Consider the following 14,429-nt stretch of genomic DNA (forward strand, 5'->3'; position numbering starts at 1 on the left):
CCAGCGAGTGGTCGACGCGCCGCTACCTCGACATGTCCCGACTCGGTGAGAACGTACACGAAGCGAACTGATCATCGTCACAGGGACGGGCGAGAACCAAAGTGCGCAAGAAATCGGGCACTACCCGAGAAAACCGTTGCAATATGAGGGTTTTGACACGCCCCGTCACTGTGCTCGGGCGAGCAGAGTGACGGGGCGTATATGTAAGTGGGGCGGTGACTGCCGGCAATCGGCAGTCACCGCCCCATTCGTATTAGCGGGTGGCGCTCCCCCAGTCTTCGCTACGCTCAGCCAGCCCCCTCCACCGAGGGGGCCGAGGTAGCGGGACAGCCGGCTCAGCGCTCGGAGCGGTTGATGGCGGAGATGATCGCCTTGAGGGCGCTCGTGGTGATCGAGGAGTCGATGCCGACGCCCCAGATGATCTGCGACTCGGCGTCCTCGCCCACCTGGCATTCCACGTAGGAGGCGGCCATGGCGTCCGTGCCCACCGACATGGTGTGCTCCACGTAGTCCATGACCGACGCCTCGATGCCGAGGTTCGCGATCGCGTTGAGGAACGCGGCGATCGGGCCGTTGCCCACGCCGGACACCTCACGCACGCGCTCCTCGTCGACCCCGACGTTCACGCCGCGGTCGAGCACGCGCGCCTTGAGCACGGTGTCGGAACCGTCCTCGCCGGAGGATACCGCCACCTTGAGCAGCTTGAGGCGGCCCCACGGGGCGAGCGAGGCGTCGTGCGTGTCGCCGACGATCTTGCCCGCGGCGGTCATGCCCGACTGCTCGACCGGCAGGTACTCGTCCTTGAACAGGCGCCAGATATCCTCGTCCTTGACTTCCTTCTTCGTCTCGTCGGCGTAGCGCTGCACGACCTTGTCGAACTCCACCTGCAGGCGCTTCGGCAGGTCGAGGTTGTGGTTCGTCTTGAGCAGGTAGGCCATGCCGCCCTTGCCGGACTGCGAGTTGACGCGGATGATCGCCTCGTACGTGCGGCCGATGTCCTTCGGGTCGATCGGCAGGTAGGGCACGAGCCAGACGAACTTGTCGAGGTCGGCGCCGGCGCGGTCGGCGGCCACCTGACGGGCTTCGAGGCCCTTCTTGATGGCGTCCTGATGCGAGCCGGAGAACGCGGTGAACACGAAGTTGCCCGCATACGGGTGACGCTCGGAGATCTTGATCTGGTTGCAGTATTCGACGGTCTTGCGGATCTCCGGCACGTTGGACAGGTCGAGCTGCGGATCGATGCCCTGCGTGAGCATGTTCAGGCCGAGAGTCACCAGGTCGACGTTGCCGGTGCGCTCGCCGTTGCCCAGCAGGCAGCCTTCCACGCGGTCGGCGCCGGCGAGCACGGCCAGCTCGGTGGCGGCCACGCCCATGCCCTCGTCGTTGTGCGGGTGCAGGGAGAGGACCACGGAGTCGCGGTCGTCGAGGTTGTTGGAGACGTACTCCACCTCGTCGGCGAACACGTTCGGCGTGGTCATCTCGACCGTGGCCGGCAGGTTGATGATCATCTTGTGCTCGGGGGTCGGCTTGATGACGCCGATCACCGCGTTGCACACCTCGACCGCGTACTCCGGCTCGGTGCCGGTGAACGACTCCGGCGAGTACTCGTAGTACAGGTCGATGCCCTTGGCCTCGCCTTCCAGCCGCTTGCACAGTTCGGCGGCGTCGGTGGCGAGCTTCTTGATCTCCTCCTTGTTCTTGCGGAACACGACCTCACGCTGCAGCACGGAGACGGAGTTGTAGAAGTGCACGACCGCGCGCTTGGCGCCCTTGAGCGCCTCGTAGGTGCGGCGGATGAGGTGCTCACGGCACTGGGTGAGCACCACGATGGTCACGTCGTCGGGGATGAGCTCGCGTTCGATGAGCATGCGGATGAAGTCGAAATCGGTCTCCGAGGCGGACGGGAAGCCGACCTCGATCTCCTTGAATCCCATGGAGACGAGCAGGTTCCAGAAGCGCAGCTTGCGCTCGGAGTCCATCGGGTTGACGAGCGCCTGGTTGCCGTCGCGCAGGTCGACCGAGCACCAGCGCGGCGCGCGCTGCAGCCGCTTGCCCGGCCACGTGCGGTCGGGATAGTCGAACGGCACCTGCTTGTCGTAGGCGACGTACTTGGTGTACGGCATCCGGCTCGGCTTCTGCGGGTCGCCGATGAAGCGTGCGGGAGGCAGCAGCGGGTCATTGTTCCCTCCGTTGGACGCTGCGGCCACAGCCGCGAGATCGAATACCGATGATTGATCCTGACCCATCGTTCCTCCTTCTTTTGTCTAGATTGTCGCCGGCGTGCGGCCGGTCGGCTCGATAGTCAACGCATGTATGACATGCACCACACCAGTCTAGCGTCAGGCCCCCACGCAAACCGCCGGAATGTCAGCAAACGACACGTTCGCCGCGCGGTCGGCTGCGGCGAGCGCCCGGCTGGCGGCGACGAACATGAACAGTGCGTGAACGTGCGCGGCCGCCGCCGCACGTCACGCCGGCCGCCGGTACAGTGGTGTGCATGACACTGCGTTTTCGTAACGACGGCACGTTCCGCGTGCTGCAGATGGCCGACATCCAGGACGGCCCGGAAGTCAACCGCGACACCATCCGCATGATCGAGGCCGCGATACGCGAGGCGAAACCCGATCTCGTGGTGTTCACCGGCGACCAGATCCGCGGCTACGACCCCGCCTACATCGACACGTTCCTGCGCCGCCGCGGCGAGAACCCGGGCGCGCGGGTGCGGCTCGTCACCGAGGTCGAGGCGAAGCTCAAGGGCATCCACCGGCGCATCGCCGCGCGGCGCAACCCCGACGTGCCGCCCGAAGAGGACGTGGTCACGCTCGACGATCTCATGGACGACACGCGGCAGAAGGTGCGCGACACGTTCTCCGCGTTCCTCGGCCCGGTCATCAACGCGGGCGTGCCATTCGCCGCAACGTACGGCAACCACGACTTCCAGTGCGGCATCCTCGCCGACGAGCAGGACGGCATCTACCGTGAGTACCCGGGCTGTCTCAACCCTGCGGATTCGCTCGAACCCGGCACGTTCGCGCTGCCGGTGCTCGCCTCGGACGGGTCGGACCATGTGGCGATGAGCGTCATGATGGTCAACTCCGGCGACTACGCGGGCAAGCCGGAGGAGAACGACGCGCAGTACCCGCGCTACGTGACGCATTCGCGCGGCCTCGACCTGGCCGATTCGGACGGTTACGGCACACCCAGCGAGGAGGCGATCGCCTGGCTCGGCGACGTGCAGCGTGAGCTGGGCGAACGCAACGGCGACGGACGGCCGGTGCCGGCGATCGCGTTCCAGCACATCCCCCCGCAGGAGTTCTACGACTGCCTGACCGAGGTGCCCGCGTGGACGCCGCACGCGGTGGAGGGCGCGCGCAACTACGCCGGCCGCTGCTACGTGCTCAACAAGGCCGTGTGCCGGCCCGGCTCGCGGCTGGGCGAGGCGATCGGCTGCGCGGACGAGAACGTGGGCGAGGTCGCGGCGATGCGCGAGGCCGGCGGCTATTTCGCGCTGTTCTGCGGACACGACCACAAGAACTCGTTCGTCGGGCATGTGGACGGCATGGACTTGGGTTACGCGCCGACGTGCGGCTTCGAATGCTACGGGCCGAAGTCGCGCTACCGCGGGATCCGCCTGTTCGAGTTCCGCGAGGACGACCCGGCGGCGTACGAGACGCGGATGCTCACGTGGGGTGACCTGGTGGGCCGGTACAGCGGCAACGAGCTGCGCGTGTTCTTCGAGGATCATTGCGTGACGGGTGCGGCGAGCCTGCGCGACGAGCTGCGCCGGCCGCAGGTGGCGGCGACCGTGGCGCTGGGATTGTCGGTCACGTTCGCCGCGATCGTGCGCGCGGTGGCGCGGCGGCTGCGGTAGGGGCGGCTACAAGAAAGCCCGCAATCGTTGCGAACAACGGTTGCGGGCTTCTACCGGTTGCGTCACCGAGATGCAGGCGTCAGAACGTGCGCGGGCAGGCCACCTCATCGCCTCTTAGTCGACTCTCGCCAGGTCGATGTCCCGCGCCAGGTCGGCGGCTCCGATGATGCCCGCCTTGCCACCGGCCCTGGCCTCCAGAATGCTGGGGTGCTGACGGTACATGCTGGCCTGCAGGTATCGGCTGAACGCGGCGCGCGCAGGGTCGAGCAGCATGCCGCCGACCTCCGCCACGCCTCCGCCGATGACGAAGGCTTCGGGGTCCAGCACGGCGGACAGGTTGGCCATGAGGCGACCGAGCCATTCGCCGAGCAGGTTGAACGCCTCATTGGCGGTGGGGTCGCCCTGCTGGGCGGCGTCACGCACCATGGGGCCGATGAGCTTGCTCCTGTCATATTCGCAGGCCTCGAGCAGGTGCTCCGACTGGTTCGGCTGCCGCCTGGCCGCCGACCATGCGAAGCGTTCCAGGGCCGAACCGGAGGCATACTGCTCGGCGCAGCCGAACAGACCGCATCCGCAGGCTTCGCCGTCAGGGACCATGACGATGTGGCCGATTTCGCCGGCCATGCCGAATCCGCCCCTGACCAGACGGTCGTTGACGATGATGGCGCCGCCGACGCCGGTGCCCACGGTGATCATGACCATGTTATGGGTGCCGCGACCCGCACCGAAACGGTATTCACCCCATCCTGCCGCATTGGCGTCGTTTTCGACGATCACTTTGACGCCATCCCCGACCAGGTCCTCGATGGCGTCGGCGAGCGGATACTGGTGCCAGGCCGGCAGGTTCGCCGCGAAGCTGACGGTACGCCGGTCGGACGCTATGTTGCCGGCGGCCGAGATGCCGATCGCCCTGATGTCGCCTTCGCCTTTGCACCGCCGGTAGATGTCGGCCACGGCGGCGTTGATGTCGGCGGCGTCCTCCGGCGTGGGCACGCGCTGTAGGCAGCGGATGTTGCCTTTCTCGTCGCAGATGCCTCCGGCGATCTTCGTGCCGCCGATATCAATGCCGAGCGTTTCCATGACTGATGTTCTCCTTTGACATATGACGGGCCTTGGGGCGCGCCGCTCAGTGGTTGCGGATGGCGTCGCGCAGAGGCAGGACGCTGGTGGGCGAGACGGACAGTTCGTCGAGGCCGATGTCAAGGAACGTGTCGGTCAGGCTGAGGTCCGCGCCGAGCTCGCCGCAGATGCCGCACCAGATGCCGTGACGGTGCGCGGCCTCGGTGGCCATGCGAATCATGCGCAGCACGGCGGGCGAATGCGGGTCGGCGAAGCGTCCGAGGTTCGGATTCTGCCGGTCGCAGGCCAGCGTGTACTGGGTCAGGTCGTTGGTGCCGATGGAGAAGAAGTCGACTTCGGCGGCCAGTTCGTCGGCCATGACGACCGAAGCAGGCGTCTCGATCATGATGCCGACCTGAATGTGTTCGTTGAAGTCGACGTGCTCGCTGTGCAGCTCTGTCTTGACCTCATCGAGGATCCTCTTGGCGTCGCGCACCTCCTGAACCGAGGTGATCATGGGCAGCATGATGGCGATGTTGCCGTACACGGAGGCGCGCAGCAGGGCGCGCAGCTGGACCTTGAAGATCTCCGGGCGGGTCAGGCAGATGCGGATCGCGCGGTAGCCGAGCGCGGGGTTGTCCTCGTGCTCCAGGTTGAAGTAGCCGACCTGCTTGTCCGCGCCGATGTCGAGCGTGCGGATGACGACCAGGCGGTCGCCCATCTTCTGCGCGACTTCCTTGTACGCCTCGAACTGGAACTCCTCGGTCGGGTAGTCCTCGCTCTCCAGGTACAGGAACTCGCTGCGGAACAGACCGATGCCTTCGGCGTCGTTGGCCAGCACGGCGGTGACGTCGGAGGGGCGGCCGATGTTCGCGTACAGGCGGACCTTCTGGCCGGACTTGGTTTCGGTGGGCTTGCCCTTGAGCTCCTGCAGCAGGCGAAGACGCTCCTCGTACTTGGCCTTCCTGCCCTGGTATTCGCCGAGCGTGGCCTCGTCCGGGTCGATGAACACCTTGCCGCTGGTGCCGTCGATCACCGCGGTGTGGCCGTCGTCGGCCGGGTCGAAGGCGGCGCCGATGCCGATGATGGCGGGCAGGCCCATCGTGCGGGCCAGGATCGCGGTGTGCGAGTTCGCGGAGCCTTTGGCGGTCACGAAGCCGAGCACCTTGGCGCGGTCGAGCTGCACGGTCTCGCTGGGCGCGAGGTCCTCGGCGAGGATGATGTGGCTGTCGCCGTCGCCATCCTCGGCCGCGCCGCCTCGCTTTCCTTCGAGCACGTTGATCACGCGCCGTGAGACATCCTTGATGTCGGCGGCGCGGGCCTGCATGTAGGAGTTGTCCATCGCGGCGAACATGGCGGCGTACTGTTCGGCGGTGCTGTTGACCGCGTATTCGGCGTTCACCCTGCTCTGCCCGATCAGGTCCTCAATACTGTTCACATAGTCCGGGTCCTGCAGCATGAGCTGGTGCGCGTCGAACAGTTCGGCCTTGCCTTCGCCGAACTCGGCCGCGGTCTTGTCGCGCAGCCGCTTCAGCTGCTCGACGGCCGTGTCGCGGGCCGTACGGAACCGTTCGACCTCGGCCTGCGGATCGTCCACCACGCGGCGTTCGACCGCGTGGTCGGCGGTGTCGAGCACGCGGATGGAACCGATAGCGATGCCTGCGGATACTCCAACACCCTGTATCGTCCTCATCACAGATTCTCCTTAAGGAATTGTTCGAACTCCGCGGCCGCCTTGGCCTCGTCGTCGCCCTGCACCTTGACGGTGACCTCATCGCCCTGCTGGACGCCAAGCCCCATGACGCCGAAGATGCGCTTGGCGTCCACGGACTTGTCGCCTCGTTTGATGATGATGGTCGACTCATACTGCTGCGCCTTGCCCACCAGCAAGCCGGCGGGGCGGGCGTGCATGCCCGCAGGGTCGGATACGGTGAACGTGAATTCCTGAGACATTGATGATTCCTTTATGCGTTTGATGTGTTGCGCTTGAAGCGCCTTGTATACGTGCTGTGGTTTACAGCTGTTCGCCGTTGGTGGCGATGACCTTCTGGTACCAGCCGAAGGATTTCTTGCGGCGGCGTTCGAAGGTGCCGTGGCCTTCGTCGTCGGCGTCGACGTAGATCAGCCCGTAGCGTTTCTTGAATTCGCCGGTGCCGAAGCTGACCACGTCGATGCAGCCCCACACGGTGTAGCCCATGACCTCCACGCCGTCGAGGTCGATGGCCTTGCCGACCTGTTCGATGTGGGCGCGCAGGTAGTCGATGCGGTCGTCGTCGTCGATGGTGCCGTCCGGGTTGACGGTGTCATATGCGCCGTAGCCGTTCTCCACGATGAAGATCGGCTTGCGGTAGCGTTCGTACAGGACGCTCAGCGCGTAGCGCAGGCCGACGGGGTCGATCTGCCAGCCCCATTTGGTGGCGGGGATGTACGTGTTGCGCACCACGCCGGCGATGCCGGAGTCGAAGTCGCCGGGGGTGGAGTCGTCGGCGGACAGGGCCATCGACATGTAGTAGCTGATGGAGATGAAATCGACCGTGCCCTCGGCGATGGCCGTCTCGTCTCCCGGCTCCATGCGCGGGGCCACGCCCTCGCGGGCCCACATGTTCCTCGCGTAGTTCGGGTATTCGCCGTTGACGTACACGTCGCCGAATACGAGCCGGTCGCGCATGGCAACTTCGGCGCGCATCACGTCGTCGGGGTTGCAGGTGGCCGGGTAGATCGGCACGATGGCCAGCATGCATCCGATCTGGAAGTCGGGGTTGATCTCGTGGCCTCGTTTGACGACCAAGGCGCTAGCGACGAACTCGTTGTGCACGGCCTGCCAGACCTTGCGCTTGCGGTCATGGATAGTGTCCGTCTCGGAGAACCGGATACCGGAGTCGGTGTAGGCGAAGATCGGGTTGTCGAGGTTCATCTGGTTGTTGACCTCGTTGAAGGTCAGCCAGTACTTCACCTTGTTCTTGTAGCGTTCCATGACGGTGAGCGCGAACTTGACGAACAGGTCGATGAGCCTGCGATCAGTGAACCCGCCGTATTTGAGGCTCAGGTTCAACGGCATCTCGAAGTGGGAGAGCGTCACGACCGGTTCCATGCCCTTGGCCTTGAGGTCGTCGAACAGGTCGTCGTAGAACCTCAGACCCGCCTCGTTGGGTTCGTCCTCCTCGCCGTTAGGGAAGATGCGCGACCAGGCGATGGAGGTGCGGAAGCATTTGAAGCCCATCTCCTGGAACAACGAGTCGTCGCCGCGGAAGCGGTGGTAGTAGTCGTTGCCCCAGTGGTTCGGGTAGATCTTGCCGGTCTCGACGCTATCGGTGATCTGCCGGGGCACGCCATGCGCGCCCGCGGTCATCACGTCGGCGATGGACACGCCCTTGCCGTCTTCGTTCCATGCACCTTCGAGCTGGTGGGCGGCCACTGCGCCGCCCCACAGAAAGTTGCTTGGGAAACCCATGTTGTGTTCCTTTTCCTGATAAGCCCTGTGGGTCAGTTGATCTTCTTGTACAGCGCGATGAGCTCGTTGACCAGCAGTTTGACGGTCTCCGCGGCCATCATCTGGTCCTCGACGTGCGTCATGAGCAGGCTGACCTCGATCTTCTCGCCGGATGCCTCGCGCTGCACGAGGTTGGTGTGCAGGTCGTGGCCGGTCGCGAAGCTCTGGTCGCCGCTCTTGATGAGTTCGTCGGCTTTGTCGTATTTGCCGGCCTTGGCCGCCTGCAGCGCCTCGATGTAGTCGGATTTGGCGCTTCCCGCGGCCGTGATCATCTGGAAGCAGAGGGTCTCCCAGTCGAAGTCCTTGTTGTCTTCTGCCATTGTTACCACCCTTGGTTCGTTCGTTTGGTTGTCGGTTGTCTGTCTGTTGGTGTCGGGTTACTTGGCGTCGGCGATGGCGATGGCGTGTTCGAGCACCTTGTCGCCGCGCACCATGCCGTAGTCCTGCGGGTTGATGGCTTCGACCGGCTTGCCGGGCAGCAGCTTCTTGACGTGGTCGAGTTCGTAACGCACCTGTGGGCCGAGCAGCACGGCGTCGGCGTTCGCTGCCTTCTCCTCGACCTCGGAGATCGGGTAAGCATCGATTTCGGCCTCGATGCCCTTGGCCTCGGCGGCGGCGCGCATCTTCTTGACCAGCATGCTGGTGGACATTCCGGCGTTGCAGCACAGTACGATCTTCATGATGATTTCCTTTCAATGGGCCCCACACCGATCGTGGGGCGGTTGGTTGTTATGGGTGTATTGAGTGTTGGTAAGGAGGGAGCCCGGCAAGGGTGGTTGCTCGCACCGGGCTCCCATGTCATCCGATCATTGCCGATCGGAAGAGTCGGGCCGTTCGGCGCGGCGGCTCAGGCCTTGGCCGCGGCGGCGGCAGTCTCGATGTCGGCGTCGTTGGCGGCCTGTTCGGCGATCCACGCCTGGTCCTGCTTCTTGACGAACGGCAGGTAGACGACCACGGAGATCACGAGGATGATGAGCTGGATGAGCGCAGCCTTCCAGCCGCCCAGCAGGAAGCCGGAGATGATCACCGGGGTGGTCCACGGCACCTGGACGGCGCCGAACGGGGGCAGGAAGCCGATGTACATCGCGCCGTAGGTGATGATCATGGCGATCAGCGGGACGACGATGAACGGGATCAGGAAGAACGGGTTGAACACGATCGGCAGGCCGAAGATGACCGGTTCGTTAATGTTGAACAGGCCGGGCACGACGGACAGCTTCGACATTTCCTTCATCTGGCTGGACTTGGCCACGATCAGGCCGGCGATGAGCAGGCCGAGGGTGATGCCGGTGCCGCCGAACTTGACGAAGCAGTCGACGATCTGCGGGGTGAGGATGTGGCCGCCGTCGGCGGTGGTCACGGCCTTGCCGGCGTCCATGAGGGTCTGGTTGGCCACGGAATTTGCGGTCAGCAGCGGGGCCATGATGCCCATGACGACGTTCGGGCCGTGGATGCCACACCAGAAGAGGATGGAGATGAGCAGGGTGATGATGATCGCGCCGGCCCAGTTGTCGGTGAGGTTCTGCATCGGGGTCTGCAGTATCTTGAAGATGAGCTCGGTGAAGCTCACGCCGCCGAACACCTGGCACAGGTGGTAGATGACCGCGGAGCCGAGCACCACGAAGAAGCCAGGGATCATCGCAGAGAACGCGTTGGACACGCCTTCCGGCACGGAGTCGGGCAGCTTGATCTTGAGGTTGTGCTTCATGCACTTGACGAACACCAGGCCGGACAGCAGACCGACGACGATGGCGGTAATCACGCCGTTGCCGCCGGTCCATGAGGTGGAGATCGCGCCGGACACGGAGGCGGTGGCGCCCTCCTTGATCGCGTCGACGGTGCTGTGGTCGATGCTCACCGAGGACGGCGAGAGGATGAAGAAGGCGACCAGAGCCAGCAGACCGGAGGAGATGCCGTCTTCCTTCTCGTTGCGCGCGTATGCGTAGCCGATGCCGACCGCGATGATGACGGCCAGGATATTGAATGTCCCGGCGGACACCTGATTCAGGCCGATGTTCCACTTGTCGGTCAGCAGGTTGTTCATGAAGTCCGTGTAGCCCTCGAACGGCAGGTTCGCGAGCAGCAGGAACAGCGATCCCACCAGGGTGGCCGGCATCGTGAGCACGAAGCCATCCTTCAGAGCGGTGACCGCCTTGGTCGTCGCGAATTTCATGAAGCCGTTGAGCAGTTTGTTACCGAACTCCTTCATTCTCATCCTCCTTTGGACTGGTTGATGTCCCCGGACCGGCGTCCTTGTTGCCGGCCCGATTTCTCTTGTTCAGTATCAAGTCATTCGGATGAATAGGCGTAATCCGAATGACTTGACTACAATATACGAGTTTCATTCGGCTGTGTCAAATTCATTCGAATGATTTTTTAGATACGTTGTGTCGCCTTCCCGAGGAAATACCGTGAAGCGGCGCCACCCCCACCGGCGACGCCGCTTCACGCGCATAAAGGACTACTTCAGGTCGGCGAAATTAAAAAACGTGGCCTTTTTGTAGTGGTAGTAGACCGTGCCGGCGTTGAACATGCGGCCGCTGGCCAGATAAGCGTCGTCCTCGACCACCAGGGCGGGGTCCCCTGCCGACAGGCCGAGGAGGTCGGCCCGTCCGTAATCCAGCTCTCGCGCGTATATCAGCTTGTCCGCGAAACCCGTGCTCAGACCCAGATCCTCGCGAATGTACGCGTAAATGGAGCCACTGGCGATCTCCTCGCTGAGATACGGCACGAACTCCTTGAGATACAGGGCGTACTCGATGGCGAACGGTTCGTCGTCCAGCAGACGCAGGCGCGAGACGCTGTAGACCCTGGCATCGGCGGCGCACTTGAGGCGCACGGAGTCTTCTCCCGCCTCACGCTGCTCCAGCTTGATCAGCTTGGAGGACACGGAATGGCCAGGGAACTCCGAAGTCATGCCCCTCGTGCCGTTGATGTTGAGGCACCCCTCCCGCCTGTTCTCCCGCACGAACATGCCGCTGCCCTGTACCGGGTACACGTCGCCGAGCTCGGCCAGCAGAGAGATGGCATTGCGCACGCAGTACCGGGTCGCGCCGAACCGCTCCATGAGCTCGGGTTCAGTGGGCAGCTTCCCCGCGTCACGATATTTGCCCTTGTCGATCTCCACCTTGAGAATCTTCGCCAGTTCACGGTATTTCATGCACCCTCCAAAATCACATCATTCAGCCGCGCCACATCGCCGCAGCACACGATGGCCATTTTATCGCATGATTCGCATTCATTCGAATATAACGCTTTCCCGTAATCCATATTTCTTTAATTCATTCGCATGAATCCTGAACGCCGACGAATGATCATTCCCTACCGCGAACAGCAGCGAGAAACGAATCCGCTGCGACATATCGACACTCGACACCGAAGTCACGATTGCCCCTCGACACAAGAACACGGATACAACACCCATTGCATAAATTCATTCGAATGAATTATACTTCGAGTAGGGGCTGGACACAGTCAGGACATCGCAGCCGGCATTCCATAGGAGAGCGGACATATGGGCAAACCCACCTTGGTATTCATCGATATCGACGGCACGCTGCTGGACAGCAGCCATCACATCCCCAACTCCGCACGAGAGGAGTGCCGCCGGGCGCAACAGTCCGGATACCGGCTGTTCATCTGTTCAGGCCGCGCGGCGCTGGACATCGATCCGCCGGTGCTCGAACTCGGATTCGACGGCATCGTATCCGACGGCGGCGCGTGCGCCGAACTCGACGGCGAAACCATCCTCGAGGAGAGCATGCCCGTGGAATCCGTTCGCAAGGCGACGTCGTTCTTCAACGCGCATGACATGCCGTACGCCTGGCACTGCCCCGACGGCATGCACGCCACCGAACGCTACCGGCACCGGCTCGGCGTGCACAGGAAGCTGCTGCGGTACCCGCAGATGCGCGATTCCTGGCACACCATCGTGGATGACCGTCCGCTGCCGGCGGTCCGCAAGGGTACGTTCTACATTCCCGACGGCGGCGGCCTCACCGTGGAGGATGTGGGTCGCGGGCTCGCTGGATACGCCACCATCATCCACGGATCGATCAACGCCTCCAGCGACGACAACGGTGAAATCCTCATCCCCGGCGTGAACAAGGGCACGGCGCTCGAGAAGGTCGCGCAACGGCTCGGTGTACCGCTGGCCGACACGATCGCCATCGGCGACAGCGACAACGATCTTGAGATGATCCAAGTCGCCGGCGTGGGTGTGGCGATGGGCAACGGCACCGCGGCGGTCAAGTCGGTTGCCGACATGGTCGCGCCGGACGTCGACGACAACGGCCTCGCAGCGGCGTTGCGCACGCTGCTCCACTGACCGCCTCACGAACGCCGCGTACGCAAAAGGCCGGAACCTTTCGGCTCCGGCCTTTGTCTGTGCCCCCGCAGGGATTCGAACCCTGGACACGCTGATTAAGAGTCAGCTGCTCTAACCAACTGAGCTACGGGGGCGGTTGGTAGCTCGCTGCAGTGGTGACTGCAACGAGTGACTAATATACACGACTTTGCCGCTGACGCAAATCGACGGGCGCGACACGCCGGACGCGGCGGGTCGGGCGGCGGTTACGGCCGGGCGCGTCCGGCTCGCCGACGGACGCCGGGCTCAGCGGCGCATCATGATCAGCATCATCTTGGACGCTTCCTCGGCGTACACCGCATGCGGCAGGCGGGTCGGGAAGTGCAGGATGCCGCCGGGCACAAGGTCCACGGTCTTGCCGCCGCCGGTCACCTTGAGATGCCCTTCGAGGCACTGCACAAGCACCGGCATGGCGGCGGTGTGCTCGCTCAGCTCCTGACCCTTGTCGAACGAGAAAAGCACCACGTTGGCGCCCTCCACCTGCATCACCGTACGCGAGACCGTGGCCTCGGGCTGCACGGCGACCAGCGGGACGAGGTCGTCGATGAATTCCATCACCATCGGCTGGGTGGAGGTGGTCGGAGTGGTTGTCGTTTCGTTGGTCATGGAATCTCCTTGTCGTAGATCATCGTTCGTTTGCCCGGCCGTGTTGCCGGTGCCGCTGTCCTCAGTCGCCTGCCGCAGCCGGCCACATTATCGGATTGCCGACGAACCGGTTCCGGCAGCGATGCCGGCGTTCCGTACCAGCTTAGCCGCCGCCGTGCCTGCCGACGCTCCGGACTCCGGGTTTTCTCCCGTTTTGGAGTGCCGAAACGGGAGAAAACCAGGAGCCAGCCGCCGACGTCAGCCCTTGCGCCGCACCACGAACGCGATGCCGGTGAGCGAGTCGCCGTACGTGTTGAACACGCGGCGCATCTGCAGCACCCGCGCGCGAAGGTCAGGGTGGGTGAGCACGTTGCGCATGATGCGCAGCACGCCGCGCACGCCCTCGTCGGCCAGGTTGCGGCGCATCTTCAGCAACGCCATCGGCTCGACGCCGCTCCACAGCACCTCGAACCCTTCGGACTCCAGCAGATTCCGCCATTCGGCGGCGGTCAACGGTCGCGCGTTGACCCTGATGACCCGGGCGAGATCCTTGCGGATCGCGGTCTTCACCGTGTTGTCCAGATCGTCCGGCGCGAGGCCCATCTCGTGAATCGCGTACAGGCCGCCGGGCTTCAGGATGCGCCGCGCCTCGCCGATGATCGCGCGTTTGCCGCGCTCGGACTGCATGGTGAGCATCGCCTCGCCGACCACCACGTCCGCCGAGCCGGCCGGCAGTCCGGTGTCCGCGGCGTCGGCCTGAACGCACGTGCCGCCGACGGATGCCGCCAGTGGAGTGATGATGTTCACCACCTGCGGGTCGCGGTCGACGCCGGTGTATGCGGCGGGCTTGGCGTTCAGAATCAGCCGCGTTGTACGGCCGAGGCCGGGCGCGAACTCCACGACGTGTTTGCCGTTGAGCGGCGTGTTCGCGAGCATGCGCATGGTGAGCCTCTCGCCGCCGGGGCGCAGCACGCGCTTGCCGAGCTGTGCCAGCACCCAGTGCCCCTGCATGTGTTCAGGGTCGCGGTCGGCTTGCGGCAGTTGGGATGGCATGAGGG

13 protein-coding genes and 1 tRNA gene are annotated in these 14,429 nt (G+C 64.2%); 2 read left to right on the forward strand and 12 right to left on the reverse strand.

Annotation, left to right across the window (positions count from 1 at the left end; translation table 11 throughout):
• Window positions 1–335 precede the first annotated feature (335 nt).
• Window positions 336–2,246, reverse strand: a complete 1,911-nt coding sequence (gene leuA, locus F7D09_RS10405) for a 2-isopropylmalate synthase (protein WP_152235422.1) — start codon at window positions 2,244–2,246, stop codon at window positions 336–338.
• Window positions 2,247–2,497: 251 nt separating this feature from the next.
• Between leuA and F7D09_RS10410 the strand changes: the two genes are divergently transcribed.
• Entirely contained in the window at window positions 2,498–3,871 is a 1,374-nt protein-coding gene (locus F7D09_RS10410) for a metallophosphoesterase family protein (protein ID WP_193312453.1), read from the forward strand.
• 114 nt (window positions 3,872–3,985) lie between these two features.
• Here F7D09_RS10410 and F7D09_RS10415 read toward each other — a convergent pair whose 3' ends face one another.
• The 8 genes from F7D09_RS10415 to F7D09_RS10450 all read right to left on the reverse strand — a co-directional run bounded on the left by F7D09_RS10415 (window position 3,986) and on the right by F7D09_RS10450 (window position 11,580).
• A complete protein-coding gene (locus F7D09_RS10415) occupies window positions 3,986–4,951 on the reverse strand; it encodes an ROK family glucokinase (protein ID WP_152235423.1) in 966 nt (321 codons plus the stop codon).
• A 46-nt stretch (window positions 4,952–4,997) separates the two neighbouring features.
• On the reverse strand, window positions 4,998–6,623 hold the full coding sequence (gene ptsP / locus F7D09_RS10420) for a phosphoenolpyruvate--protein phosphotransferase (RefSeq protein ID WP_152235424.1): 1,626 nt from the start codon (window positions 6,621–6,623) through the stop codon (window positions 4,998–5,000).
• Window positions 6,623–6,883 (reverse strand): HPr family phosphocarrier protein, encoded by a 261-nt coding sequence (locus F7D09_RS10425; protein WP_152235425.1) that lies wholly within the window; start codon window positions 6,881–6,883, stop codon window positions 6,623–6,625. Before F7D09_RS10425 ends, ptsP begins: the two co-directional genes overlap by 1 nt.
• A gap of 61 nt (window positions 6,884–6,944) precedes the next feature.
• Window positions 6,945–8,381 carry a 6-phospho-beta-glucosidase gene (locus tag F7D09_RS10430; RefSeq protein ID WP_152235426.1) on the reverse strand — a complete coding sequence of 479 codons (1,437 nt, stop codon included), beginning with the start codon at window positions 8,379–8,381 and terminating at the stop codon, window positions 6,945–6,947.
• 32 nt (window positions 8,382–8,413) lie between these two features.
• Window positions 8,414–8,740 carry a PTS lactose/cellobiose transporter subunit IIA gene (locus F7D09_RS10435; RefSeq protein ID WP_033889656.1) on the reverse strand — a complete coding sequence of 109 codons (327 nt, stop codon included), beginning with the start codon at window positions 8,738–8,740 and terminating at the stop codon, window positions 8,414–8,416.
• A 57-nt stretch (window positions 8,741–8,797) separates the two neighbouring features.
• The gene (locus F7D09_RS10440; RefSeq protein ID WP_034526368.1) at window positions 8,798–9,100 is read right to left on the reverse strand and encodes a PTS sugar transporter subunit IIB; all 303 of its coding nucleotides are present in this window, start codon (window positions 9,098–9,100) and stop codon (window positions 8,798–8,800) included.
• Window positions 9,101–9,267: 167 nt separating this feature from the next.
• A complete protein-coding gene (locus F7D09_RS10445) occupies window positions 9,268–10,629 on the reverse strand; it encodes a PTS sugar transporter subunit IIC (RefSeq protein WP_226836275.1) in 1,362 nt (453 codons plus the stop codon).
• A gap of 252 nt (window positions 10,630–10,881) precedes the next feature.
• Entirely contained in the window at window positions 10,882–11,580 is a 699-nt protein-coding gene (locus F7D09_RS10450; RefSeq protein WP_152235428.1) for a GntR family transcriptional regulator, read from the reverse strand.
• Window positions 11,581–11,934: 354 nt separating this feature from the next.
• Between F7D09_RS10450 and F7D09_RS10455 the strand changes: the two genes are divergently transcribed.
• Window positions 11,935–12,747: an HAD-IIB family hydrolase gene (locus F7D09_RS10455; protein ID WP_152235429.1), complete on the forward strand. Its 813-nt coding sequence runs from the start codon at window positions 11,935–11,937 to the stop codon at window positions 12,745–12,747.
• Between the two features lie 60 nt (window positions 12,748–12,807).
• Here the strand turns inward: F7D09_RS10455 and F7D09_RS10460 are convergent.
• The 3 genes from F7D09_RS10460 to F7D09_RS10470 all read right to left on the reverse strand — a co-directional run bounded on the left by F7D09_RS10460 (window position 12,808) and on the right by F7D09_RS10470 (window position 14,424).
• A tRNA-Lys gene (locus F7D09_RS10460) sits at window positions 12,808–12,881 on the reverse strand.
• Window positions 12,882–13,032: 151 nt separating this feature from the next.
• Window positions 13,033–13,347, reverse strand: coding sequence for a cupin domain-containing protein (locus tag F7D09_RS10465; protein WP_152235431.1), 315 nt, complete (start codon window positions 13,345–13,347; stop codon window positions 13,033–13,035).
• Between the two features lie 282 nt (window positions 13,348–13,629).
• On the reverse strand, window positions 13,630–14,424 hold the full coding sequence (locus F7D09_RS10470; protein WP_152235432.1) for a class I SAM-dependent methyltransferase: 795 nt from the start codon (window positions 14,422–14,424) through the stop codon (window positions 13,630–13,632).
• Between the last annotated feature and the right edge of the window lie 5 nt (window positions 14,425–14,429).

It is taken from the genome of Bifidobacterium leontopitheci (genome assembly GCF_009193355.1).
In the GTDB taxonomy this organism is placed as follows: domain Bacteria; phylum Actinomycetota; class Actinomycetes; order Actinomycetales; family Bifidobacteriaceae; genus Bifidobacterium; species Bifidobacterium leontopitheci.

What these genes read in the sequence shown, in the direction of transcription:
- leuA (WP_152235422.1), bottom strand. Translation starts at nt 2,246, where the DNA reads ATGGGTCAGGATCAATCATCGGTATTCGATCTCGCGGCTGTGGCCGCA.
- F7D09_RS10410 (WP_193312453.1), top strand. Translation starts at nt 2,498, where the DNA reads ATGACACTGCGTTTTCGTAACGACGGCACGTTCCGCGTGCTGCAGATG.
- F7D09_RS10415 (WP_152235423.1), bottom strand. Translation starts at nt 4,951, where the DNA reads ATGGAAACGCTCGGCATTGATATCGGCGGCACGAAGATCGCCGGAGGC.
- ptsP (WP_152235424.1), bottom strand. Translation starts at nt 6,623, where the DNA reads ATGAGGACGATACAGGGTGTTGGAGTATCCGCAGGCATCGCTATCGGT.
- F7D09_RS10425 (WP_152235425.1), bottom strand. Translation starts at nt 6,883, where the DNA reads ATGTCTCAGGAATTCACGTTCACCGTATCCGACCCTGCGGGCATGCAC.
- F7D09_RS10430 (WP_152235426.1), bottom strand. Translation starts at nt 8,381, where the DNA reads ATGGGTTTCCCAAGCAACTTTCTGTGGGGCGGCGCAGTGGCCGCCCAC.
- F7D09_RS10435 (WP_033889656.1), bottom strand. Translation starts at nt 8,740, where the DNA reads ATGGCAGAAGACAACAAGGACTTCGACTGGGAGACCCTCTGCTTCCAG.
- F7D09_RS10440 (WP_034526368.1), bottom strand. Translation starts at nt 9,100, where the DNA reads ATGAAGATCGTACTGTGCTGCAACGCCGGAATGTCCACCAGCATGCTG.
- F7D09_RS10445 (WP_226836275.1), bottom strand. Translation starts at nt 10,629, where the DNA reads ATGAAGGAGTTCGGTAACAAACTGCTCAACGGCTTCATGAAATTCGCG.
- F7D09_RS10450 (WP_152235428.1), bottom strand. Translation starts at nt 11,580, where the DNA reads ATGAAATACCGTGAACTGGCGAAGATTCTCAAGGTGGAGATCGACAAG.
- F7D09_RS10455 (WP_152235429.1), top strand. Translation starts at nt 11,935, where the DNA reads ATGGGCAAACCCACCTTGGTATTCATCGATATCGACGGCACGCTGCTG.
- F7D09_RS10465 (WP_152235431.1), bottom strand. Translation starts at nt 13,347, where the DNA reads ATGGTGATGGAATTCATCGACGACCTCGTCCCGCTGGTCGCCGTGCAG.
- F7D09_RS10470 (WP_152235432.1), bottom strand. Translation starts at nt 14,424, where the DNA reads ATGCCATCCCAACTGCCGCAAGCCGACCGCGACCCTGAACACATGCAG.